The 24,957-nt window shown below is 52.2% G+C and carries 19 protein-coding genes; 3 read left to right on the forward strand and 16 right to left on the reverse strand.

The window, feature by feature from the left end:
- Nucleotide 1: 1 nt before the first annotated feature.
- From GWC94_RS07695 to GWC94_RS07745, 11 genes are all read right to left on the reverse strand, one after another.
- Nucleotides 2-1,360: a Gfo/Idh/MocA family protein gene (locus GWC94_RS07695; RefSeq protein ID WP_161834471.1), complete on the reverse strand. Its 1,359-nt coding sequence runs from the start codon at nucleotides 1,358-1,360 to the stop codon at nucleotides 2-4.
- Between the two features lie 9 nt (nucleotides 1,361-1,369).
- Nucleotides 1,370-2,680 carry a DUF3472 domain-containing protein gene (locus GWC94_RS07700; protein WP_161834472.1) on the reverse strand — a complete coding sequence of 437 codons (1,311 nt, stop codon included), beginning with the start codon at nucleotides 2,678-2,680 and terminating at the stop codon, nucleotides 1,370-1,372.
- Nucleotides 2,681-2,750: 70 nt separating this feature from the next.
- Nucleotides 2,751-3,782 carry a LacI family DNA-binding transcriptional regulator gene (locus GWC94_RS07705; RefSeq protein ID WP_161834473.1) on the reverse strand — a complete coding sequence of 344 codons (1,032 nt, stop codon included), beginning with the start codon at nucleotides 3,780-3,782 and terminating at the stop codon, nucleotides 2,751-2,753.
- A 72-nt stretch (nucleotides 3,783-3,854) separates the two neighbouring features.
- Nucleotides 3,855-4,970, reverse strand: a complete 1,116-nt coding sequence (locus tag GWC94_RS07710; protein WP_161834474.1) for a PepSY-associated TM helix domain-containing protein — start codon at nucleotides 4,968-4,970, stop codon at nucleotides 3,855-3,857.
- Nucleotides 4,971-4,975: 5 nt separating this feature from the next.
- Nucleotides 4,976-7,378 (reverse strand): TonB-dependent receptor, encoded by a 2,403-nt coding sequence (locus tag GWC94_RS07715; protein ID WP_161834475.1) that lies wholly within the window; start codon nucleotides 7,376-7,378, stop codon nucleotides 4,976-4,978.
- A gap of 264 nt (nucleotides 7,379-7,642) precedes the next feature.
- Complete coding sequence (locus GWC94_RS07720) at nucleotides 7,643-8,137, reverse strand: SRPBCC family protein (RefSeq protein WP_161834476.1); 495 nt, start codon at nucleotides 8,135-8,137, stop codon at nucleotides 7,643-7,645.
- A gap of 3 nt (nucleotides 8,138-8,140) precedes the next feature.
- On the reverse strand, nucleotides 8,141-8,464 hold the full coding sequence (locus tag GWC94_RS07725; protein WP_161834477.1) for an ArsR/SmtB family transcription factor: 324 nt from the start codon (nucleotides 8,462-8,464) through the stop codon (nucleotides 8,141-8,143).
- 99 nt (nucleotides 8,465-8,563) lie between these two features.
- Nucleotides 8,564-9,622: a glycoside hydrolase family 43 protein gene (locus GWC94_RS07730; protein ID WP_161834478.1), complete on the reverse strand. Its 1,059-nt coding sequence runs from the start codon at nucleotides 9,620-9,622 to the stop codon at nucleotides 8,564-8,566.
- A 56-nt stretch (nucleotides 9,623-9,678) separates the two neighbouring features.
- Nucleotides 9,679-11,265 carry a glucuronyl esterase domain-containing protein gene (locus GWC94_RS07735; protein ID WP_202628666.1) on the reverse strand — a complete coding sequence of 529 codons (1,587 nt, stop codon included), beginning with the start codon at nucleotides 11,263-11,265 and terminating at the stop codon, nucleotides 9,679-9,681.
- A gap of 299 nt (nucleotides 11,266-11,564) precedes the next feature.
- Nucleotides 11,565-13,205, reverse strand: a complete 1,641-nt coding sequence (locus tag GWC94_RS07740; RefSeq protein WP_161834479.1) for a beta-N-acetylhexosaminidase — start codon at nucleotides 13,203-13,205, stop codon at nucleotides 11,565-11,567.
- 167 nt (nucleotides 13,206-13,372) lie between these two features.
- Nucleotides 13,373-14,260 (reverse strand): NAD(P)H-binding protein, encoded by an 888-nt coding sequence (locus GWC94_RS07745; protein ID WP_161834480.1) that lies wholly within the window; start codon nucleotides 14,258-14,260, stop codon nucleotides 13,373-13,375.
- A 77-nt stretch (nucleotides 14,261-14,337) separates the two neighbouring features.
- On the opposite strand from GWC94_RS07745, the gene GWC94_RS07750 reads away from it, so the two are divergent.
- On the forward strand, nucleotides 14,338-14,712 hold the full coding sequence (locus tag GWC94_RS07750) for a winged helix-turn-helix transcriptional regulator (RefSeq protein WP_161834481.1): 375 nt from the start codon (nucleotides 14,338-14,340) through the stop codon (nucleotides 14,710-14,712).
- Nucleotides 14,713-14,804: 92 nt separating this feature from the next.
- On the opposite strand, the gene GWC94_RS07755 is transcribed toward GWC94_RS07750, so the two are convergent.
- Genes GWC94_RS07755 through GWC94_RS07765 form a run of 3 tightly spaced genes read right to left on the reverse strand, consistent with a single transcriptional unit; the run spans nucleotide 14,805 to nucleotide 20,297 of the window.
- Nucleotides 14,805-15,341, reverse strand: a complete 537-nt coding sequence (locus tag GWC94_RS07755; RefSeq protein ID WP_161834482.1) for a hypothetical protein — start codon at nucleotides 15,339-15,341, stop codon at nucleotides 14,805-14,807.
- A gap of 32 nt (nucleotides 15,342-15,373) precedes the next feature.
- On the reverse strand, nucleotides 15,374-17,041 hold the full coding sequence (locus tag GWC94_RS07760) for a SusD/RagB family nutrient-binding outer membrane lipoprotein (protein WP_161834483.1): 1,668 nt from the start codon (nucleotides 17,039-17,041) through the stop codon (nucleotides 15,374-15,376).
- Between the two features lie 22 nt (nucleotides 17,042-17,063).
- Nucleotides 17,064-20,297 carry a SusC/RagA family TonB-linked outer membrane protein gene (locus GWC94_RS07765; RefSeq protein ID WP_161834484.1) on the reverse strand — a complete coding sequence of 1,078 codons (3,234 nt, stop codon included), beginning with the start codon at nucleotides 20,295-20,297 and terminating at the stop codon, nucleotides 17,064-17,066.
- 437 nt (nucleotides 20,298-20,734) lie between these two features.
- On the opposite strand from GWC94_RS07765, the gene GWC94_RS07770 reads away from it, so the two are divergent.
- The gene (locus GWC94_RS07770; protein WP_161834485.1) at nucleotides 20,735-21,505 is read left to right on the forward strand and encodes an oxygenase MpaB family protein; all 771 of its coding nucleotides are present in this window, start codon (nucleotides 20,735-20,737) and stop codon (nucleotides 21,503-21,505) included.
- A 15-nt stretch (nucleotides 21,506-21,520) separates the two neighbouring features.
- Here the strand turns inward: GWC94_RS07770 and GWC94_RS07775 are convergent, their stop codons facing one another.
- Nucleotides 21,521-22,666: a PAS domain S-box protein gene (locus GWC94_RS07775; RefSeq protein ID WP_161834486.1), complete on the reverse strand. Its 1,146-nt coding sequence runs from the start codon at nucleotides 22,664-22,666 to the stop codon at nucleotides 21,521-21,523.
- A 159-nt stretch (nucleotides 22,667-22,825) separates the two neighbouring features.
- Between GWC94_RS07775 and GWC94_RS07780 the strand changes: the two genes are divergently transcribed.
- Nucleotides 22,826-24,037 carry an MFS transporter gene (locus GWC94_RS07780; RefSeq protein WP_235918488.1) on the forward strand — a complete coding sequence of 404 codons (1,212 nt, stop codon included), beginning with the start codon at nucleotides 22,826-22,828 and terminating at the stop codon, nucleotides 24,035-24,037.
- Between the two features lie 25 nt (nucleotides 24,038-24,062).
- On the opposite strand, the gene GWC94_RS07785 is transcribed toward GWC94_RS07780, so the two are convergent.
- Entirely contained in the window at nucleotides 24,063-24,956 is an 894-nt protein-coding gene (locus GWC94_RS07785; protein ID WP_161834487.1) for a sugar phosphate isomerase/epimerase family protein, read from the reverse strand.
- Nucleotide 24,957: the final 1 nt, after the last annotated feature.

Genomic DNA, 24,957 nt, shown 5'->3' on the forward strand with positions numbered 1-24,957 from the left:
CTTAAAAATCATCGTTCAGTGCAAACACGGGTTTACGGTACATCCACTGGCCGCCGGTGAAATCGGGGAAGTCAACGGTTTCGTTACCCAGTTCGATCGACTGCTCGCTCAGCGGGGTGATCGCACTCCATGCGGCAGCATCATACACATCCATCGGTGTGGGCAGTTTGCGTTTGATGGATTCCACCAGTGCGTGCACTACGAAGAAGTCCATACCGCCATGACCCGCGCCCTGCGCATCCTGTCCGTATTTTTTCCATAACGGGTGATCGTATTCATCCAGCCATTTCCTGGCCTCATCCCACTGGTGGGCTTTGGCTGATTTGCCCTCGATATAGATACCCTTGTTCACATCCATCCACAAGCCATTGGTGCCCTGTACGCGGAAACCGAGTGAATACGGTCTTGGCAGGTTGGTATCGTGCTGCAGCAAAATGGTTTCGCCGTTGGCGCAACGTATCGAAGTGGTTACCACATCGCCCAGTTTGAATGCCACACCGGCATTGGGATGGGTGGGTCCGCATGCCTTAACGATATGATTATGCAGCCCTCTTGCCTTGGAAGAAAAGGAACAGAGATTCAGGAAACGGTTGCCGCGGTTGATATTGATGTAATTCGCCACCGGCCCTATTCCATGTGTGGGATACAGATCGCCATTACGGTAAACAGAGTGGTTGGTGCGCCAGTGCGCTTCTGAAAATCCTTTCTCGCCAAATTCGCAGCCATGGCCGTATGCATTCACGCCATCGTTGAATTTCACTTCGCGCAGGTCGTGCTGGTAGCCTCCCTGCAGGTGAATGAGTTCGCCGAACAGTCCCTGCCGCACCATATTCAGCACGGCCATCACATCGCGGCGATAGCAGACATTCTCCATCATCATCACATGTGCATTGTTTTTTTCCGCCGCATGTACCACATCCCAGTGGTCCTGGAGGGTAATGCCCAGTATCACTTCGGTGCCGATGTATTTAACACCCGCGTCCAGCGCGCCCATGATCATGGGCTTATGCCATTCCCAGGGTGTGGCTATGATGATGCCGTCCAGCTTTTTTTTCTCCAGCATTTTCTTCCATGCATATTCACTGCCGGTGAATACCTCCGGCATTTTCCTGCCGCTTTTATCGATGATGGTCTTTGCCGATGCCAGCATACGGTCATCGATATCACAGACAGCAACAAGGTCCACATCGTTCCTTCTCAATACCAGGTCCAGGTGGTTCTGGCCGCGCAGGCCAACGCCTATGATGGCCATCCGTACTTTGTCATCGGCTTTTTTACCGGCTGCCAGCAGTTCGGAAGAACTGAGCGCCAGTCCCGCCGCTGCGATACCTGTGGTTGCTAAGAATTCTTTGCGTTTCATATGGTTTGGTTATGGATGTAACAAGGTGTTCAGTTTTCCGAGATCGATATCCGGCATCGTATCCGTTCTTACAACGGTCACCGGCTGGCGCAATACCGCCGTTTCATTAAAAAAACCGCCGTTGGCAAGGTAATACCTGCCGTTGCTTAGGCCTCCGCCGTAATCCATCCTGTATTTTTTACCGGCCGTGGCGTCGGCGGTCAGGTACATGGTCCGCAATGGCTGCCAGTCGCTGTTCCTGGGCTTCACCCATTGGTTATGGTAATAAGCCCTGCGTGTAAGGTTGCCGGTTTCGGGAATGAAATTTTCGAGAAAGGAATGCAGTCTTTTCAGCCAGGTATTGGTTGCCGGTCTGATAAAGCTGGCTATCAGCAGCCATTCTTTTTTGTCCGGGTCCTGAAAATAGGCCGTGTATTGGGTGCGGTTGTCCGGCAAAGGTGTTCCGTGTAAAAGAAAGCCATACCGCTGCCCTGCTTTCCAGGGATATACCAGGTGCGAATGCCCGCCCGAACCTTCGTTGCCGAATTCGTTGGCGGTTACCCTGCGGCCTTTCTTTACCAGTACGATCTTCTGGTCTTCGGGAATTTCCTTGGGGTTATCGGTCCTGAACGAACTCCATACGGAAAAGATGATACGTCTTTCCCTTTCAGAATTTACCTGCATGCCAAAATAACCCTCCGCAAAACCATCGGCCATAAAATAGGAGCCGATCACATCGTTGCCGGCGGGCACGGTAATCTCGTTATAGAACCATTCGATATCGCTGATACCGGAAATATCGTAATTGATGTGCACCGAAGGCCCTCTTCTTCCCCAATAGAAATAGTTACCCTCGTTATTCCTGACGAAGGCGGTATTGCTGTCAACCGCGGATCCGCTGATATAAAATTCTTTCACCTCGGCATATACGCCACCCGTTTTGCCCAGCCCCTGCGCGGAAATCATAACATAGCCAGGTGCGGCTATATCCCATTCGCCGATATCGTACCGGTGCATACCGGCCTTGTCTGCTTTTACCGCATTTGTTTTGCCGTTGATGGTAAAAGCGATGCTGCTTTCGCCCGCGGGAACCGAGAGCAGTACGGCCAGCCGCAGGCTGCCCGGTTTTGCCGGTCTTAGGTAGGTGTTCCAGACGGCGGCCGCTGTTTGCCAGTTGCGCCATCCCTCGTTCGTCACTTTTTCTTTGGCCCGCGCAGACAAACCCGTTACCCAGGAATTTCCTCCCGCCGGCACCACCGTTTCCTGTGCCTGCAAACAGGTGCAGGAAAATACCGCTGCCAGCAGGCAGGCAATCGTTGCTATCGTTACGCGTTGTTTCATGCTGTTTCCAACCACCGGCCGAAAATAGCATGCTTATTTGTTTTTTGCATGCGCAGTCGGTTGCACAGGCTCAGCGCGGCTGGTACTGGTTGATTACAAGCGTGGGCAGTATTTCTTCGGAGAGGAACACAGCTTCCTGTGTTTCGGCGTTTTTTTCGTTCATAAGCCGTATGATCATCTTCATGGCTTTTTCGCCCTGTGCGTAGGGGTATTGTTCAAGCGATGCCAGTGGCGGGTTGGCTGTATAGGCGGTGATGGGCAGGTTGGCATAACTCACAAAAATGATATCGCGGTTCACTTTGATATGCTGTTTGTCTGCATACTGCACCGCATCCATATGCACATAATCGTTGAAGGTGATAATGGCGTTGGGCGGCTGTTTCAGTGCGAGTAATTTGGCTACCGCATCCTGGGTGCTTTCCTTGGTGAGATCGGTGTTTTCCACCAGCTGCATATCCACTTTCAGTTTCTGGCGTGAAATGCCTTCGATGTAGCCGTTCAGCCTGTCCCTGCTGGCCGCAATTTTATCCGGTCCGTTGATAAAGGCGATCCGCCTGTATCCCTGGTTAAACAGCCAGCCCACCATTTCGATGGTACCCTGGTATACATTGCAGTATACCCGGTTTGCTTTCTCCGAAAGAGGCACACGGTCAAAATACACAACAGGGATATCGTAATTATCCAGCGCTTCTATATGATCGTACCGCAAAGTGGTTTTAGAGGGAGAAATGATCAGTCCGTCAACCCTTTGCCTGCGCATGGCGTTAACCACTTCCTTTTCTTTCTCCACATCGTCATAGCTCTGCCCGAACAGTATGGTGTATTCGTGTTCCAGCGCCACCATCTCGATACCGCTGATCGCTTCCGAAAAAAATTCTTCGCGGATATAGGGCAGGATCACACCCACGACATGCGTTTTTTTCTGTTTGAAAAAAATCGCCTGCGCATTGGGTTCGTAGTTGAGTTCTTTGGCCAGTTGTTTTACCCGCTCTCTGGTGGCAGCTCCTATGCGCGGATGATCGCTCAGCGCCCGCGACACTGTTGACACCGATACATTGAGCCTCCGGGCAATCTCTTTAATGGTGGGTAACTTCTGGTTCATGCCGGCACAAGGTAGGGAATTCGGTTATAGCATTGCCCGTTGCAACTCAGCCTTCACCACTATGCAAGAGCGTTACGGTGCTGTATTTTTTTTCTTTTTTCTTCTGCCCCACCAGATCAGGAACCCGGTTACGGGCAGGCTGGCTGCGATCAGGCTGGCAAAGAATGCCAGGCATTTGGTTGCCAGGCCGCCTATCGCACCCACATGCACATCGTAGTTCATACGTACGATCTTGTCTGCCGCAGAAGTGTTTTCAAAACGGCCATAGATATGGTCAACGGTGATCTCCTTCAGCGAATACCGGTCAAAATAGCGGTAATCGGTTTTCCAGTACGTGCCGGGGTTTGGATTGGCCGCGCCCTCGATGGAGGCACTGTCGCTTTGCGGATAATGGATCTCTATCAAGCCGGCTCCGGGATACAATGCCAGCATTTTTCCGTACACCGCGTCCACAGCGGGTATACTGCTGTCTGCCACCGGTATTTTCCGGGAGAGCGCTTCATAATAGGTTTTCATGGTCTTACCGCCCGATGTGCCATAATACATGGCTTTTGCAAACCACTGGAAGCCCATGACCAGGCCGGTGATCGCGATAAAGATGGATACCCACGACATATAAAACCCGAGCACATTGTGCAGGTCATAGTTCTTCCTGCGCCAGCGTACAGTCCATTTGATCGAAAAACGCTGCCTGCGGGCGGCTTTGTTCTTTGGCCACCAGAGAATAATGCCGGTAACCATCATCACAAAAAATACCAGGGTGGCCGTGGCAACGATCGGTTGCCCTATCGAAACGGGCAGCCATAAATTATAATGTCCCGCAATAACGATCCGGAAAAAATCACGGCTCATATCCACTGTCCGCTGTACCGCACCGGTATAGGGGTTGATATAAACGATATGGAAATAACCCTCGCCGTAAAAAAATACCTGCGCCGCTTTTCCCTCCTGGTAGTTTACGCTGTGCGGGTGTTTGCCGGGAACTTCTTTTTCGGCGATGGGTTTGATAACCGACGGCGGAAGCAGTTTCTCTCCTTTTTCCTTTACATACTGGTAGGGTTTGGTAACCGACTCTATCTCCAGTTGAAAAGCCAGTATGCAGCCTGTGATACCCAGGAATAAAACAACCAGCCCGGACGAAAGTCCGAGCCAGAGGTGTATCAAACCGATGATCTTTTTTAACCGCATAAGGTTTAGAAACGATAGTTAACACTGAAACGCAGGTTCCTCGGCGGGTCTGTCTGCCAGTTGTATGCCTTAAGCCAGGAATAATACGATCCGTTGTAAAGGTATTTGTTCAGCACATTGAATACATTGAAGTTGAACACCAGGTTGTCTTTCTCGTAAGAGATCCCGGCATCCAGTTTGGTATAGGCCGGCAATACCTGGTTGGGATCGGGCGATATATCCCAGTAAGTTTTTCTTCCGTCCAGGAACATGAGTCCCGAGGAGAAACCCAGTCCTTTCAGAACGCCTTCCTGCAAACGGTAGGTGAGCCATACATTGGCCGTGTGTCTGGCATAACCCGGAACCACATCACCCACTTTCATAGAGGTAACGCCATTGGCCACCCTGGTGATCTTCGAATCCGTTAAGGCATAGTTCGCCACCAGGTCCAGGCCTTTTGCCAGCCGGCCTTTCAGATCGAACTCGATACCCTGCGCTCTTTTCTGTCCCATCACAATGCTCAGACCGGAAGCAGGCGGACTGAACGGATCAGCAGTAAGTTCGTTCTCTTTGAGTATGCGGTAAACTGTCAGTCCTGTATTCCATCTTCCGCCGGCCCAGTCGCGTTTGATGCCGAACTCCAGGTTATTACCCGTGATGGGTTTTACCTTGCCGCCATTGGCCAGCCGTCCGCCCTGCGGAACAAATGCCTGGTCGTACAAACCATATACGGAAGTCTGTTTATCGAGCGACACACTGATACCGATGCGCGGTGTAAACCGGCTGGCCGTTATAGCAGCCCCGCCCCACTGTGCCTGTGTAACGGTGGTATACCTGCCTGCCAGCGTTACACGCAGCAGGTTATCAAAAAATCCCAGTTCGTCCTGGAAATACACACCGGTATTGCGCATGCTCATCGTACCCCCTATCGCAGCGGCCCGCTGTTCAAGCGGCGTGCGGAAATTGAAGGAAGGATAGCCATTAACAGGCGCACCGAGATTGGGATTGCGTGTGTTGAATTCTGCGCCCACCGTGTCCAGTGCATGCGATTGTCCCCAGTCGGCAAAATATTCCTTGGTGGCCACATCGATACCGCCCAGTATGCGGTGACGTACCTTACCGGTGGCAATGTCGCCGTTCAGGTAAGCCTGCGCCATGGTCATGGCACTTTTTGCATCCCAGCTGCCCACCGAGCGGATCATGGTGCCATTTGGGTTCACCGCATTCGGCCACATAGAACTGCCTACCTGGCGATAATTGCTGTAACCCGCCTGCGCCGTTACTTTCCAATGGCTGTTGAACTGGTGCTGCAGGTTCAGCAACACCGTATGGTCGTTGATATTGGTGCCGGGCAATCCCGCAGGCAGCGAAGTAAACCCAACGGGCAGCGTGGCAAATCCTGCCGATGAAAACACATAATAGGAACCCAGATCGCTCATACTCGCTTTCTGCCAGGTATATTCTGCGGTGAGTTTTGTTTTATTGTCGATCTGGTAAGAGATCACCGGTGCAATTGAATACCGGTTATTGTATTCATTGGCACGGTGTGATTTTTTTTGCTGACCGGCCAGGTTCAGGCGATACAGGAGTTTTCCGTCCTTACTCAGCTTACCATCGAGATCCAGTGTTGCGCGGTACAGGTCAAAGCTTCCTATGGTAAGGCCGGCCTCCCCTTTTGTCTGGCCCGTGGGTTTTTTAGTCACCACATTGTACAATCCGCTGGGGTCACCGTTGCCCAGCATAAATCCTGCGGGACCTTTTACAAATTCGATATGGTCTACAAAGCTCATATCCTCTGTCAGCGGCCCCCAGAAAGAATTCACCATATTAAAGCCGTTGCGGAATGCCTGTATCTGCGAGCCGCGTGCGGTGATATTGGTATACATATCGCCCCAGTGTTCCATGCGTATGGCACCGCTTACATTGCGGATAGCGCCATCGCTCATGCTGATCACCTGCTGGTCGGCCAGCGCCTTACCGGTAACCACCTGTATGTTCTGCGGAACCTGTAATAAGGGCGTTTGCAGACGCAGTGAAGACGATACGGCAGACGCCTTGTAACTGCGCACACCTGTTTTGATGATCACTTCCTCCAGTTCTTTCTGTGTAAGCTGCAGCCTGATCGATATCACAGCCGCTTCGTTGGCCGCCAGCGTTACTTTCTCCGTCAGGTCCTGGTAACCCATCAGTGAAATATGCAGTTCGTAACTGCCTGCGGCGAGTCCTTTGATCTGAAAATTACCATCGGCATCGGAAATGGCGCCTTTGGGTGAATTTTTAACCTGAATGGTTACATCCGCGGCTGCCGCACCTTCGGTGGTGGTGATTTTTCCCCTGATGGAACCATTGCCTTCCGGTGTTTCGGAAGCTTTTGCCGCACCCAGCAACAACATGGCCGCACACAGCAGTAACCCGTATATTCTTCTCATAATTGTGTTGATTAAACGGCGCGAAAGTATTGCACCGATCAACCAGGCCTCTGCCGGATACGGAAAACGGTTTTACGCAAAGAGGAAAATGACAGTTGTGTGACGGGAGGGAGGGGAATATCGAATCAAGAACAAGGAACAAGGAATGACGAACGGAGGGATGGGAATATTGAACAAGGAACAAGGAATATCGAATATCGAGGGATTGGGGGAAACTGATTTGATAGTCGATATTCCCTGTTCTGTTCGTTGTTTGGGGTGTGGTTAGGCGGCCAGCAGTTCGTCGAGGTTGCCGAGGGCCATGGTGAAGCCTTCTTTGAAGCCCATCTGCACAATGGTCTCCAGGTCGGTCTCGCTGTTGAAGCGCATTTCCAGATCCAGTCTTGAACCTGTGTCTGTTGCGGAGAAACGGGCAAACCAGTGCATGGGCGGTGCGGTATCCACCAGTACACCGTTCTCATCGCAAAAACCGGCAACCGCCTGAAAACTTTTTTCCTTCACCACTTCTTCTATATCCACCCGACACCAGTGTTTGTCGCCTTCCGGACCCACCATCGCGTACAGCCAGCGGCCGCCCGTTTCAAACCGGATGCTTTTTGTCTGCGCCCGGTAGGGTTTGGGCGCCCACCACTGGTCCAGCAGTTCGCTTTCGGTCCATGCTCTCCATACCTTGGCCAGCGGTGCGCTGAAATCTCGCGTGATCAGGAGTTTCCGGCCGGAATCGTCCCGGGTAATTTTTGTTTCGTGTGTGTTGCTCATGGTTTAGTCTTTTAGTTTGTTTAATACATCATCCAGCTGGCTGAACCGGGTCTCCCATAGTTTACGGAAAGGTTTCAGCCACTGATCGATCTCTTTCATCTTTCGTTTATTTAAATGATAATAGATCTCGCGTCCGGATTGTTCCTGCTTCAGCAAACCGCATTCGGTGAGCAGGTTTACATGTTTAGATACGGCCTGCCTGCTGCTCTCAAAATGCTGTGCCAGGGCGTTCGGTGTCATGGCATGACACATCAGCAGCGATAAGATCGCCCTCCGCGTGGGATCGGCGATTGCCTGGAAAACATCCCGTCTTGGTTCCTGTCCCATAAAATGCAACCATTTGATTGCAAATATATGAAACGCAACCAAACAATTGCATATTTTTTTAAAAAAAATCCGGTCTTGGCCGGGATTTTTTTTGCGGGATCAGAACTTTTGCGGCAGATGCCAGTAAGCGGCAAGCCGGTTGGCTTCTTTTTTGGTAAGATGGATGACAGCGCCGTGTTTGGGCGAAAAGAAATTGGTGGCCTTCATCACCCCTTCGTTAAAATGACCCAGGTTTTTGAAATGCACAAAATCCGTTGTTTCGCTGAATCCGAAATTATGCGGCTGTATGCCGTAGATATCATAGATCAATATCCAGGTGTTCCGGCCGATCAGTTTGTATACCGTGGGCGCCTCGCAACCCCTGGGCTCCGGATCGTACCAGGCCGAATCGTAGCGGTAACCGCTTTTCAACGAATCGGATACCGCCTGCTTGATACCGGCCGTTCCATCCTGTGCCACGTAAAACAGGTGGTACCGGTCTCCCACCCTGGTGATATCGCCATCGATATAGGAAATATCTTTCGGGTATTCGAAAAGCAGCTTCGGCGCTGTTTCCAGTTTGGTAAACCCATCATCAAGATAAGACCAGTACAAACGGTTGCGGCCGTTTTTGAAACGCATGGTGAAATACACCATCATTTTTTTTGCCTGCCCGTCATAGATCAGCTCCGGGGCCCAGGCGCAACCGATCTCTTCCAGACCGGGAAAGGATTTGTCTACCCGGAGTACCGTATGCGACCAGTGCAGCAGGTCGGCAGATTTCATCAGCACCAGTCCTTTGTTGTTTCCCCAGCCGTATTCCTTGCCGTCGCGTTCCCATTGCGTTGAACGGAGACCGGCGCGCTGTGCAAAAATGTGCAGGTCTGTGAGTGCCATATAAAACAGGCCATCCGGGCCGCGGCAGATATACGGGTCGCGTACCCCTTTCTGTTCGGCCAGTGTATCGCCGCCAATTACGGGGCGGCCGTTGTTGATATCGGTAAAGCGGTAACCGTCGCTGCTCAGCGCCATGTACAGGCTATGCGTGGTATCTTTGAAATAAACCAGCAGGTATGCCGCCATGTCTTTTTCGCGCGGCGGTTTTTTCTGCCGGGGCTGTGCCATGGCTACGACACCGCTAAACAAAACAAACGCAAACAGCAGGCAGTGATTTCTCATACAGGTGGTTTGTGCAAATAAAATACAAAGGCCTGGGCGGGCTGTCCTGTTCAGTCCTAACGCCCGGCGGCATTCGGATGGTTATTCATTTTATTATTGGCCCATTCGATAAAATATTTCACATTCGGTGCGTCGGTATGTCCGCCTGCATGTTGCCGCCAGGCAAGTTCGCCATCCAGTAAACCCGTCAGTACGGCCGGCATTTTTTCCGTGCGGTAATTGTTGGATACGCCAAGGTCTTTTGCGCCAAGCAGTTTAAACACTTCGCCCGCGGCTACCGTGGCCATATAACTGCCCTGCTGGTCGAGCCATTTTGCATCGCCCTGCGCGGGCACACCGTAGCTGATGAATGTGAGACGCGGAGCACAGAGCGCAATCAGCTGGTGTGCATCCACTGGTAAATCGCCTGCATTCTTTGCACCGAAAACCGATTCCGCCGTTCCGTATTTTAAGAAATTACCTGCCATCCAGTGGTATTCACCGCTTCCGGTAAGACTTTCCACCGCCTCGCCGAAATTGCGGCGATGCAGCTTGGCGCCCCCTTCGCCCGATGAGCCCACGAGCGCCATGGCAAAACGCGGTTCAAACGCCAGTGTTACCAGCGCAGCTTTTCCATACCGCGAAACACCTTCGATACCCACATGCTTGGCATCCACCATCGGCTCTGTTTCCAGGTAGTCGAGCGCACGGGCCGCGCCCCATGCCCAGGCACGCAGGGCGCCCCAGTCTTCGGGTTTGCGGGGTTGTCCTTTGTTGACAAGACCAATGATGCCTTTTGTCAGGCCCGCTCCGTTATCGGCCTGTATGCTCGAAGGATCTATCTGCACATACCCCCATCCCGCCGCGATCAGCTGCTGGGTGGTGGGTGGATCCTGTCCTGCCGGCAACTGCGGTCCAAACGGAGAGGCAGGCGGTGTGGCCAGCATGGGTGTGTAGGCCGGGTACTGGTCAAAGATCGCTTTTACCGAAGGGTCTGCTTTGATGAGCATTGTCTTCAACGCGTCGTTGAGTTTTTCCATCGATTCCTGGCCGGGCTGCGCGGGTGCGGGCAGGTTATTGCCGCCGCCAAACATCACCAGCACGGGCACAGGGCCTTTGGCATTGGCCGGAAGCACCAGCACCATTTTGATATCTACCCTGATATCGGGATACGCGCTGTTGTCTACATGACCCACCAGTTTTTTTGCGATCACCGGTAAAAAGCCGATGCGTTCGTTATCGGTGATCTTTACTTCCCAGTTCACCCTGGGAACCTGTTTTGGCACCCTGCCGATCACTTCGCGTTCAAAATCTTCCACGATCTCGGGACGGCGCTGTTTCCACCAGCCCTCGGCCGTACTGATGCGCTGCCCGCTTTTTGTCAGCAGCAGTTGCGGAAGATCGGGGAAAGGATTGGCAAGGGCCTCATCGTAGTTTGCGTGGTTGGGGGCAGATTCGTTACCGCTGGGACCGGGTCGCAGTTTGCGGATACCCAGTTGCTCCATCATGTTCTTATGATCCTGCTCCGTTGTAAAGTTAACAGGCGTCTGTGCAGACAGGTCAGCTGCATACATGATCAGCAACAACATAAAAACGGAGAAAGCGAAAGGTGTTGGGGATCGGCTGGTTTTGTTGGCCCGGGAACAGGCATGGCAATAATTCATTGTATACGTAATTTAACAGTTACTTACCGGTGATTACGTGAGCAATGGCAGTAGCTAATATACAGGAATATTTCAGACCAGGAAAAGATTAGAAAATTGCATGTGATGAACCTCCCTGTTTTCTTAACACAAAGCCACGGAGATACAAAGGTGCTTCTCCGTGTTCCTCAGTATCTCCGTGACTCTGTGTTCAACCCGTGTCTCTGTCCTCTCAAACCACCCACCCAAAAACGCCCCATCCCGTGCCGCCGCGGCAACTAACAGGAATGGGGCGTTGTCAAACAAGTGAGAACCCTGAGTTATTTATCCGGGGTCAGCGCGCTGCGGTCATAACTCACTTTCCACAGATCGTACCGGCCGAATTGTGTTGACAGGCGTTTTTTGAAATCATCCCAGTTGCGAAGTTCCTGTGGCGACCACAGCACTTCGCTCAATGCCGTCATACGCGGAAACACCATGTACTCCACTTTTGACGGGCTGGCCATGTATTCGGTCCACACATTGGCCTGTGCGCCGATGATGTATTTCTGTTCTTCCGGTGTCAGTTCGGCAGGAAGCGGGTTATAGCTGTATACCTTATCCAGCGGCAGGAAACCACCGATCACCAGCGAGTCTTCATTCTTTTTCTGCGCATAGTCGAAATACACATAGGTGGTGGGCGTCATGATCACTTTGTGTTTTTGTTTGGCTGCCTCTATACCGCCTTTTTCGCCGCGCCAGCTCATCACCGTTGCATTGGGCGCCAGGCCTCCTTCGAGTATCTCATCCCAGCCAATGATATCGTGACCCTTGCTGTTCAGGTATTTTTCTATCCGTCCGATAAAATAGCTCTGCAGGCCATGCTCGTCTTTCAATCCTTTTTCCTTGATCAGCTGCTGGCAGAATGCAGAGCGTTTCCAGGCTTCTTTCGGGCATTCATCGCCCCCGATATGGATGTATTTTGACGGAAACAGCTGCATCACTTCATCAAGTACATCCTGCAGGAATGTGAAGGTATATTCTGAAGGACAAAACACATCGCTGTACACACCCCATGCCTGCTGCACCTGTTTGCCTGTTCTGGGACCGGCCCAGTCCACCACGTTCTTTGCGGGCTGGGTGGCCTCATCGGGGAAGCAGCTCAGCTTGGGATACGCGGCGATGGCGGCAGACGAATGGCCGGGCATTTCTATCTCGGGTATAACGGTGATAAAACGGTCGGCTGCATATTTCACCACTTCTTTCACCTGTGCCTGTGTATAGAACCCGCATGAATGGGTGTTGTCGTTTCCTTTACCGGGGTGATGCCCCAGGATGGTTCCGTTGCGGCAGGCGCCTTTTGTTGTGAGCAGGGGATATTTTTTGATCTCTATCCGCCAGCCCTGGTCTTCTGTAAGATGCCAGTGAAAGGTATTGATCTTATGCAATGCGAGGAAGTCGATGTACTGCTTTACAAATTCAACAGGGAAAAAATGGCGGCCAACATCGAGCATCATGCCGCGGTAGGCAAACCTGGGTGCATCGGCAATGCTCAGCTGCGGAACCTGCAGACTGGCAGATACCGAAACGGGCAACAGCTGTATCAGCGACTGCACACCGTAGAACACGCCTTCCGCATCGTCGCCGCTGATCGTGATGGTATTGGCGGATGACTTCAGCTGGTAAGCACCTTTGACCTCGTTGTGCTTGCCGTTATTGCGAAGAACGATCAGGTTCCTGGCAGGAGCAGCGCCCCGGTTCTTTACTGCCAGGTTCAGCTGGTAGATCTTGCCGAGATAAGACTTGAGAAAATCCGCCTGTTTGCGCAGCGAGGGATGGTCGAGCACGATAACGGTGGAGCGGTTAAGGGTAAAATGACCGGTACCGATTTCCATACTGGCCGGCTGCGGAATAATGGATACCTGTGCATGGACGGCAGCGGACAGCACCAGGACAAGCAATAGCAAAACGTGTTTTTTCATGGAGCATTTTTTAGCGGCCTAAAGTTGTATAAAATCAGCCAATAAACGGTGCACCCATGCAAACGTTTGTCCGCAGGATCGGTTTTCAAAACAGGGGAGCGGAAATTTCCCTGGTATTTCTTGTCTTCCGCACAACGCCCGCTCCCACCCTTTTATTAGTCGGCTATTCAGCCCTTCTCCCATTTCTTTCCGAACGCTTTTGCAAATTCCACCAGTTTTACATTACCTGTTACCGGCGATCCCTGCTTTTCAAAATCGTGTTGTATGCTGCCGTTCCGGAAGCCGGCACCCATTTCGGTATACAGACCTGCTATTTCTTCGGGTAAACCGGCCTGCACCATTCCCTGCAGCGACTGCCGGTCGCTGAATTCCACCCAGGCAAGCGCCGGTATGCCGACGGCCGCGCCCAATGCTCCGGCAATTTCACCCGGTCGGCGTATATCGCTGACCACATAGCGAACGGTGTGGCCGGCGCCGGTTACCTGCAGTTCTTCGGCAGCCGCGGCGGCGATATCTGCCGGATGCACCAGCGCCATCTGCAGGGACGCAGGATAATTGCCTCCGATGATACCTGCCTGTCTGATCAGCGGGATATCGTTGAAAAAATTGGTGAAGAAAAATCCTGCCCGCAGATACGTTACCGATACACCTTCGAGCGCATGGTACAGTTGTTCGATGTTATGCAGCCCTGCAATGGGACCGTTGCCTGCTGCCAGGTCGGCGCCCACGCTGCTGAGCATTACCACACGCGGTATACCCGATGCCCGCACCGCCGCCGCATAGGCCTGGCCTGCCCGGGTGGTATTGGCAATAACATCCGCGCCACCCAGGTTGGGCGGTGTCATGGCAAATAACGCGTCCGCGCCCCTGCAGGTTTCGGCCAGGAATGCCGCATCCGTTACCGATCCGATGGCAGCTTTGGCGCCTGCGGCTTCAATGTCTTTTTGCCGGGCGGGTGTGCTGCTGATAACGGTTACGGTATGATCTGCCGCCACCAGTATGCCGGTTAAAACGCTTCCAATGTTCCCTAAAGAACCTGATACGATGATCTTCATTTGACTGTTGTTTATTTGAAAAGCAAAGCTATCTTTGTACTTACTTTTTTACAAGTACTTACCCTAAAGTATGTATCATGGCAGCAGTTAAAGCAAGCTCCACCATCCAGGAGAACAAACATTATGCACTGGGTTTATGTCCGGTTACCTATACCATGGAAAAGATCGGTGGGTACTGGAAGCCGATCATCCTGTACCACCTGTCTTCCGGCAGCAAGCGCTACAGCGAATTAAAGAGGGCCATACCCGCCATTACCGAGAAAATGCTGATACAGCATCTCAGGCAAATGGAGGCAGACGGGCTGGTGCTGCGTGAATCCAGACCGGTGGTGCCTCCTTATGTTACCTACCGTCTCAGCCAGGCCGGGCAGGGTCTGAAACCGGTGATCAGGGCCATGACGGCATGGGCCGGCAAAGAGCGCGCGGGCGAATTCGGGAAAAAGAAAAAATAAGGGCTGGTGCCTGGATCGTTTGATAACATAAAGAACCGCCCGTTGGGGGCGGTTCTTGTTACCTGTTACAGGTATCCTAAAGATCGTCTGCTTTATTTCACGGAGAAACGGGCAAATTCGTAGAACCCGATCGCCGCCATGCCGGTTACACCCGATCCTGCGCCTGCAGCACCGCCTACCGAAGGAAACGCCTCGTATTTTTTTGCACCCACATAGATATCGGGTGAGAAATCATACGTATCATTCAGCGCCAGCGGCGTACCGAACAGCGTTTCTATTTCAGAAGCGCTGATGGTAAAGCTGGTGGGGAATGCCGTGATATTGGCCTTGTATACTTTTACGTTTGCCGCAGAAGCATTTTTCCTTACCACCACATCCACTTTTGTTGGCGGCACCGATGTGGGGAATACCATGGCCACTTTGAATTTGCCGGAGAACGCGGCCTGGTTGCTGAACGTGATCGTTCCCACATTATTGGTGTTTGTCGATTCAATATTCGTGGTCATAGCAGGCACGTCTTCAATACCGATCCTTTTCGGGATGGAACCGTCATCCTTTGAGCATGCTGTGAACATAGTAACAGCTCCGAAAGCGATGGCTGCGACTAAGTTTATTTTTATCAATTTCATAATCTGTTGGTTTAATTGTAAGGGATCATCGATTAAGGCTGCCAGAACACTTTGTAGTTCTCAGCCACTTTCTGCGGCAGCGCGTTTGAGTTCAGACCGATTTCGTTGTTGCTGAATGGCAGCGACCAGGGGTATTTCCTGTCGTTCGAAACCGGAACCGTTTTTCCTTCGGGCGTAAGCACGCTGGTAACGGTGCCTTCCGGCGCCGGTGCAAACAGTACCGGGAATTTGGTTCTCCTGTAATCGGTATAGTTGTCAACCGGGTTCTCGATCCTGTTGATCCATTTTTGCGTCATGATATGTTCCAGCTTCTTGGAAGCGCTGGCCGCATCATAGGCCGCCAGCACACCGCTTTTATAGGTAGCGGTTGCGGGCTGCGTGGCAATGGCCGGAACCACCTGCGGAGAACCGGCAGAACCGGGTTTCACGTAGTTGGTGATCAGGTAATCCACCTGGTTAAAAGATTCATCCATCGCTTTGCTGAACACATCCCTTGCATTACCGGTTACCACTCCCGCGCTGATCAGCTCGGCCTCCAGGTAAAGACGATCGGCATAGGTGAGGAACTGGTGCGGAAGTGCGCCTGTTCCTGCATTCAGCGCTCCGATGGAGTTGATGGTTACCGCGGCGCCCGCATCATACCGTCCGCCCGTGGGGTAAATACCCAGCAGGGAATAGGTCTGGCTGTTGGAACCATCTCGGCAGGGTCCTTTCGAGCCGAAGATGATGGTGATAAAACCACCATCGCGGTAGTCGGTGCAGTTCTCCGGAACACCTGTTGCGGATTTCTGGTTGTACACGTAATAAGGGATCCGCGGGTCGGTCAGACCGGTGAGGATATCCGGGTTCCTGCCCTTCATGATCTCGTACAACCAGGGACTGAACAGCTGTCCGCCGCGCTGTGTTGCACTGTAATCGCCATAGGCCGGGTGACGGTCGTCTGTGACAGTGATCGGGCCATAAGGCATCATAAAGTTATCCGCCTGCGAATTAATCAGCAGATTGGGCGTAGCCAGCAGGGCAGCCACCTGTGTTTTTACATCCTGCACCAGCCTAACCTGCGTATACAGTTTCAGCTTGATGGTATTGGCGGCTTTTGTCCAGTTGGTCACATTACCCTTGAAAATATAATCGTCGCTACCCGGTTTGGAAGGATTGATGGCCGGGTTGTTCAGATCGGCCACACCTTCGTCGAGCATCGCCAGCAGTTTGGGATAGATATCGGAACCCTTGTCGAATTTGGGTTGCGTAATACCTTCTTCAAACCTGTCGAACTCGGAGAACGGCACATCGCCGTATACATCCACCAGTACACTGAATGTATAGGCTTTCAGGATCTTGGCGATACCCACATACACAAATCTTTTTTCCTCGGCGCCGCGCTTGATGATCACGTTCAGGTTGGCAATGGCCCCGTACAGTCCCTCCCATCCCGATGCACCTGCATTGTAGTTATCGGCGCCAACACGGCCCGTTAACTGGTGGGTGTATACGGATAAGGTATTGCCCAGACCGGTTCCGAGCGCGATGTTGCCGGATATATTGCGTTCAGCCGCGCTCAGCACCATCGATAACTGCACCGATGAGGGGGTGGGACTGTTGACGTTCTTGTTTACGTCGAGAAACTTTTTACAGCCGGTTCCCGCCATGACCAGCAGGGAAAGAGCTGCAAAAGAATATAGGAAGTATTTCCTTCTCATAATTGAAGTTTTACTTGTATGATTAGAAAGTTACATTTAAGTTGATACCGTATCTTTTTGTACTGGGTGCACCGCCGGTTTCAACACCCTGCGTGCCGCTGCCGACAACAGAGTTGATATCCGGGTCGAAATTGGTGTACTTGGGTACATTGGGTGCAAGGTACCAGAGATTGCGTCCGGTCAGCGAAACGGTTACGGCACTCAGGCCTATTTTCTTCACCAGTGTGACAGGCAGCGTATACGCCAGGGAAACCTCCCTCAGCCTGTATACGGTACCATCAAACACCGCGTATTCAAATGCACCGTTGGTGGCGAAGCTGGCACCGGTGCCTGCTGTAAAATACAGGTCGTTGGTGGTAACTTTTGTCTGGTTGGGTATGGTTTTACCGCCCGACAGCAGGGGTACGTAATGGTTAAGTCCATCAGCCCCCGTAACCGGAGTCGGGCTGCCGTAAATACCTGTGATCACGCGGTTCTTCTCCCTGTCTTCTGTGTCTTTTGTCACACCCCTTCCCAGCATGCTGCTGATGGTTTCGGAATAGAAATTACCACCCTTGGTCATATCCCAGAGAACACTCAGCTGGAATCCTTTGTAAGAGAAGCTGTTGGTGATACCCAGTTTGTAATCGGCATTGGGATTTCCCACCATACCGTTGTTGGGATCCGCATAAGGCATACCCGACACGGCATTGATCAGCAGCTGTCCGTCGGAAGACCTTGCAGAGTAGGATCCTCTCAGGTAACCATAAGGGTATCCGGCCTCGATCCAGTTGAAACCGCCCAGCTGCGCGCGGGTAAGTCCTTTTACGAGTTTCTCAACAGTGTTCCTGTTCCTGGTAAATACGGCCCGTACATCCCACTGGAAATCGCGGGTGATCACCGGTTTTGCATCCAGCGCCGCTTCCCAGCCTGTATTGCGGATTTCGCCGAGATTGGTGAAGAAAGAGCTGTAACCGGTGGTGGTTGGCAGACTGATCGCATAGATCAGATCGGTTGATCTTTTATCGTACCAGGTAACTTCCAGTCCCAGTCGCTGTTTGAAGAAACGCATATCGGAACCGATCTCAAGTTCTGTTGTGAACTCCGGCGTAAGTTCGGGATCGTAGCTGGAACCGCCTCTTGTTGCCAGGGGCTGGCCGAGGAAGCCGGCAGCATTCAGGTTAAATATGGGTTCGCCGTTATGCGGCGCGGCATCGTTACCCACCCTTGCATAACCTGCACGGAGTTTGCCGTAATCGAGCCAGTTTGATTTCAGTTTGAACGCATCAGACCAAACAACCGATCCGGATATACCGGGATAGAAATACCGTGCATTCTTGTACGGCAAGGTAGAAGTAAGGTCCGTTCTGCCTGTCATGTTCAGGAACGCAAATCCCTTGTAACCGACCGTGGCATCCGCAAAAACACCCACCAGTCTTCTGGTGCTCCTGCTGTCGTCGATGAAGAACTGGCGACGTGTATTGGTCAGGTTGAACAGACCGGGAATGACAAAGTCCACGCCATATACCTGCTGTGCGCGACCGGTTCTTTCGTTCACATCCGCACCGAGGTTAAAATCGAGGCTGATGTTGTTGGCGATCCGGGGGTTGGTATACACGGCTACGATCTTGCCCTGCAGCTCCTGTGTTTTGTTCACCACTTCGGTAAGCGTACCAAGGGTATTATCGGCACTGCCCAGTGATGACTTATCAATGATCTGGTCTCTGTAAAGCGAATAACTGTTTACGCCGGCATTGAAATCCAGTTTCAGCCTGTTGCTGAATTTATAGGAAGCCCTTACGTTGGCAACTGTCCGCTCATCCACAGAGGTGATCACGTTGTGGTAGGCGCCCCATATCGGGTTGGTATACTGCCCGTCGTTAAAACCGATCTGCTGACCGGCCCTGTTTTCAGTGGGCCATCCGGCAATGTCCCAGTTGCGGGCCATGGTATAGGTACGGCCCCACTGCGAGAGAAAGCTCTGCGCCTGGCCGATGAAACCACCGATCTGCTTGGTACGTGCATAAGAAACATTGGCGCCGATGGTGAGATTGCCAATGGCTGTCTGACCACCCACGCTGACATTGTTCTTGGTATAGCTGGAATTGGTGATGTATCCTTTCTGGTCAACGCGCGAGAGGGTAACATTGAATAAGGAACTTCCTTCGCCACCGTTCAGACCGATCGAATGCTCCATCAGGCTGCCGGTATTGAAAAGTTTGGATACGTTATCCGGTACCGCCTTGTATGCCATACGGCCGTTGGGGAACAGTTCAGGATAAGAATTGTACATGGTAGCCCAGGTAGTGGCCGGTATGGAATCGATGCCGGATGCGGAAGTGCCGATCACCAGACCGGCCGCATCATAGATAACACCTTTGCCGAACCTGCCACCCCAGGAACCGTTGGAAGACTGTGTGCGGAAGTTGGCGCCCGCACCGTACTGGTTCTGGAAACTGGGAATATCGGAGATCTTTTCAATACTGTAACCCGCGCGGTAAGTTACGTTAAGCGACTTGGTGCCTTTTTTCGGCGCGCCTGATTTGGTGGTGATCAGCAGTACACCATTGGCAGCGCGCGAACCGTACAATGATGCCGCCGCGGCGCCTTTCAGTACGTTGATCGATTCGATATCGTTCGGATCAAGGTTACCGAGACCGGAACCATAGGTACCGCCACCACTGAACGGGTTGCTGGTGTTTACCAGGTTATTGCTGTACGGAATTCCGTCCACCACGATCAGCGGCTCACCGCCGTTGAAAGAGGATACCCCCCTGATCTGTATACGGGAAGCCGCACCGGGCGCACCCTGACCCGACCTGATATCCACACCCGGTACTTTACCGGCCAGATTATTCAGGATATTGGGTTCGGATTTCTGCACCAGCGCACCGGGATCCACCTTGGATACGGCATAACCCAGCGCTTTCTCCGAACGTTTGATACCCATGGCCGTAACCACCACTTCGTTCAGGGCGGCATCCGCCATGGTAAGCGTAATGTTCAGCGTGGTGTTGCTGCCCACGGCTACCTCTTTGGGGAGGAAGTTGACGCTGGAAACCACCAGAACATCCCCTTTCGAGGCGTTGATCCGGTACCTGCCTTCCGCGTCGGCGGCAACACCGGTTGCTCTTTTACCTTTGATGATAACGGAGGCCGAGGGGATAGGCACTCCTTTGTCGTCGGTAACCCTTCCGGATACCGGCGTGACCTGAGCCTTACCCGCGATGGCAAAACATGCCATTACCAGCAGGAGGCTGGACAGAATTTTTCTCATGTGCTTTGGTTTTGGAAGTTGAATAAACTTTCTAAGTCCCAATTTATTAATATTTACCCAACCACAATTCGTGTTTTTTTAACACTTAATGTCAAAACAGTACTTTTTTGATGCCGTTTTTATTCATGTGATAATATTTATATATAAAATATATAGATTATCAGTCCAATTTAGGCCTTCGGAAATCCGGGCCGGTTGTGCAAAATTTTACAAGCGGTAAGCGGCCACCCTTCACCGTTCAAACACCTGCAGGGAGCGGTTTTTAGCAAAAAGAGGGGGACCTGGTTCATCGCCGGATATCCTTTGTTCATGGGCCAGCCCCGGTGCCGGCGATGGCATAAACCACTGGTTTTCACATGGTCACATAGAATATAGTGTCATATCACAAATTGCGCGCGGGGGCGGCGGTGGTAGGGGTTTGTCGTTAACTTTAGGCTATGCAGCCAGCCGAAGAACCCTTTGTGAACCAGGATTCCATCGTACGCCGTATCTGGGGCGATGCTGATACGATACTGTTCATCTTTGCCGGATCGGCTGCTGAATTTGCGCTGAACAAGGCGGTCGACTGGCTGTACTTCACCGGCCGGCTGCCAGCCGACCCGCTGGGAAGGTTGTTCTCAACGGTTGCCTATGCAAAATCGATCGTCTTCTCCCCTGCCGCCGCAGCCAATCAATCCATCGACCGGATCACGGCCATCCATGCGGGTGTGGAAGCGGCCAGGAATACCAAGATCCCCGACTGGGCCTACCGCGATGTACTGTATATGCTGATCCATTATTCGATCGCGGCTTTTGAACTGCTGGAACGCAGGCTGACTGCCGCCGAGAAACAGGAAGTATACGATGTGTTTTACCGCGTGGGCACCCGGATGCAGCTTACCGGTTTGCCGGCTGATTATCCCGGCTGGCTGGCATCGCGCGAATACCATTTGCAGCATGATCTGGCCAGGAGTGTGTATACAAACGATCTGTACCTGCAATACCGCAAACACCTGGGGCGCTTTCGTTTCCGGCTGCTGCTGGGCGTACAGCGGATGATCCTTCCGCCGCTGGCAAAAAAACTGCTGAACAGGCAGGGTATAGAATGGCTTCGGCCCGTATTGTTTTTTTACCGCTTCAGCAGGTATGTAAATGCCGACCATATTGTAAAACACCTGTTGCTGCCACCCAAATACAAGGAACAGGTTTTTGCACTTGACCGGCGTTGATCCCAGCATCGTTCTTTATTCGATCAGCGCCGTTTTGTGCACGATCACTTTTACTTCACGGTCGAGCTCTTCTGCAGACCGCTTTAGGTTATTGATCAGATCGGGTGTGCAGTCGGAGGTATTGATCAGTTCCACCAGCCCCAGAATATTGGCCAGCGGCTTCCTGAATCCGTGCGAAGCGGTATAGGCGATGTCCCGCAGGCGGTTGTTCTGTTCCTTGATGGCGGTGATATCGGTTTGAATGGCGATATAATTGGTGATCTTTCGCCCGGTATACACAGGCGCCACGGTAAGACGCAGCCAGAAACTGCTGCCGTCTTTCCGGTAATTCAGTATCTCTCCTGCGAATGCCTTGCCTGAAGTTACTTTCTGCATGATCTTTTCCAGCAGCGCATCATCCGTTTCGGGGCCGTGCAGGAATTCCGAAGGCCGCCGGCCGATCACTTCGTCGATCGTGTAGCCCGTAAGTTTGGTAAACGACTGGTTCACCCATTCTATGCGCGACTGGTCATCGAGTATCAGCACCGAATTGGTGGCGTTCTCCGCCACAAGCGATAACCTGCGGTTCTCTTCCTCGCGCTTAAACCGTTCGGTGATATCCGTTGCGCAGACAAGCCGGCAGGGTTTTCTGAAAAAAGTAACATCGTTGGCCGAAATGTCAACAATGATCACTTCCCCGTTTTTTTTACGGTGATGCCATACGCCGTGTCCTTTATCGCCCGTCTGGTAATTGTTCATATAATTTTCCAGCAGGGGAATGTCTTCTTCGGGGCGTATGTCTTTTAAGGTAAAGTCCAGGAACTCCTTCCTGCTGAAACCATATTGCGAGAGCGCCGCTTTGTTCACCGCGCGGAATTGCAGCGTTTCTATCTCATATATCCACATTGGCTGCGGATGGTTATCGAACAGCGCCTCGTATTCGGCCCGGGTATTGTTGAGTTTTTTGCGTGACACACGCATCAGGAAAAAGATCATGACCGAAATACCAACGACAAAACTTGCATCCCGGATATTATGTATCTGCTGCACACGGGCCGCCTCCTCCGAAACAGGCAGGCCACCAAGCCAGCGGTCTGAAAACAACACCCATACTATGCCCGGTATAAAATAGAGCAGGGAGAGCAGGAAAGCGGTCTTATTTCGTTTGAAATACGCTTTCATGGAGAATTTTTTATGTACTGAAGCCATTGCCAGGGGGGATCTTTCAATTTACAACATTTATCCCGGGCGACCATAAAAACACACAATTTTTATACCAGCATGCGTTTCGAATGCCGGCGCTTAGCTTTGCACCTCGTAAATACCTACCCCCCCATCCCGATGAAGCAAGCCCGGCACCCCTATCTGTCTATGTCAAAAACGGAATACATCTGTCTATCGGCCGCCATTATGATGCTTACCGCACTGGGCATCGATATTATGCTGCCGGCATTGGGTGCATTAAGAATTCATTTCGGGTTAAGACCCGACTCAACGGCAACCGCCAACATCATCGTGTTCTTTTTCATGGGACAGGTAGCGCAGCTGGTGTTCGGGATATTATCTGACAGGTTCGGACGTTTGCGGGTGTTGCGGATCGGTTTTCCCCTGTACATACTGGGTGGTGTGGCCGCTGCCTATGCGCCAACGCTGCTGCTGATGTGCGCGGCACGGTTTATTGCGGGTGTCGGTGCTTCGGCGGTGTTCACCACCACTATTGCGGGTGTCAGGGATCGTTTTGCCGGCGACCAGATGGCGCGGACGCTGTCGCTTATTTTTACCATCTTCCTTTTTACACCGATCGCTGCCCCGTTTGTAGGGATTGCGCTGTTATCGGCCGCGTCCTGGCGTGTTGTGTTTCTAACACCGCCGCTGTTCGGGCTGCTGGTCTTCTTCTGGTCGTTCCGTCTCACAGAATCGCATCCCGCCGAAAAAAGAACGCGGTTGCGTGCTATATCTATACAACAGGCATTGCGGCAGGTAATAGGTAACCGGACATTTATGCGGTATACCACGATCACCACACTGCTGTTCTCCGGGTTGAGCGTATATGTTTCCGGCTCCGAACGCATGGTAGGTGAATTGTACGGACGCCCCGGTTTGTTTGCCTGGATCTTTGCCGCTATCGGGCTGGTGATGTCATTATCGGCATTGTTTAACGCGCGACTGGCAGCAAAATACGGAGCGGCGAAAAGCGTCCGCTACCTGCTGCTGGCATATACCGTTGTGTCCGCCCTGCTGTTAATGATAACCTGTATCGACGGCGATCCGCCGGGTATGTTTGTTTTCTTTACCTGTATCGGGGCTTTAATGGCCATTAACCTGGCGATCGAACCCAACAGCAGCGCACTTGCACTGGAACCGTTGGGCGAAACAGCGGGTATTGCGGCTTCTGTTTACGGAACCATTTTCTTCTTTGCCGGATCATTGATCGGCGCGCTGATCGGCCAGCTGATGGTGCATTCAGTGATGCCGCTGGTGATCAGCTTTTTCCTGTTTGGCATTACGGGAACGGCACTTGCCTGGGGCGACGGGGGCCGTCGTAATCACTGAACCGCTATCGCTTTTGTTTGATACGCTATAAAAACCGCTGCAGGTGCTTTTTGAAATAAGCCGCGCTGTCGGCAATGCTTTTCATGGGAGCCTGCGCAAAATTGCCGCCCTGTTCAAGATAATAAAATTTGAGACCCGATTCTGCCGGGTCGGGTAATACCATGGTATAATCAATGGAACCGTTACCCAGTTCTGTATAATCCCTGGTTACCTTGTCCATATCTTTTATATGCCACATCACATAACGGCCCGGTTGATTCCTGACCCATTCTTTGGGGCTGCGTTTGGACGAATGCATCACCCAGTAAAGATCCATCTGCAGTTTTACCAGCGCGGGATCCGTTTCTTTGAGTATGATATCGTAACCGGTTTGTCCATCCTGTTCGCGGAATTCAAAGTCGTGGTTATGGTACGCAAATCCCAGTCCCGCATCACTTACCTGTTGACCGATCAGGTTCAGTTTTTTTGCAAGCAGCCTGAAATGCGCCAGGCTGCGCTGGTCGGGTGCCAGCCAGGGCCAGGTGATGTATTGCATACCCGCCGCTTTGGCGCCTTCGATACAGCGGTCAACAAATGCATGCAGCGCATCGTCTGTCTGGTTCAGGAAGGGCGCAAAATCATAATGTCCGCTGGAGGCGGTAAGCCCCAGGTCGCCGAGTATTTTTTTAAACTCCGCAGCCTTGAATCCATAGTAACTGCCTTTCGTGCTGTCGAAGCCGTATATCTCCAGGTCTTCATAACCCATATCCCTGGCTGCTTTTAACGATCCCAGCGGATCTTTCGCCATATTAGCACGAATGGTGAAAAGCTGCAGTCCCATTTTATACTTCGGCGCGGGTACGGCAGAAAAAACAGCCGGCGCCAGTAAGGCGGCAGCCGATGCCATTCCGGTTTGTGTCATAAATTGTCTCCGGTTCATA

It is taken from the genome of Sediminibacterium soli (assembly GCF_009939225.1).
Taxonomy (GTDB): Bacteria; Bacteroidota; Bacteroidia; order Chitinophagales; family Chitinophagaceae; genus Sediminibacterium; species Sediminibacterium soli.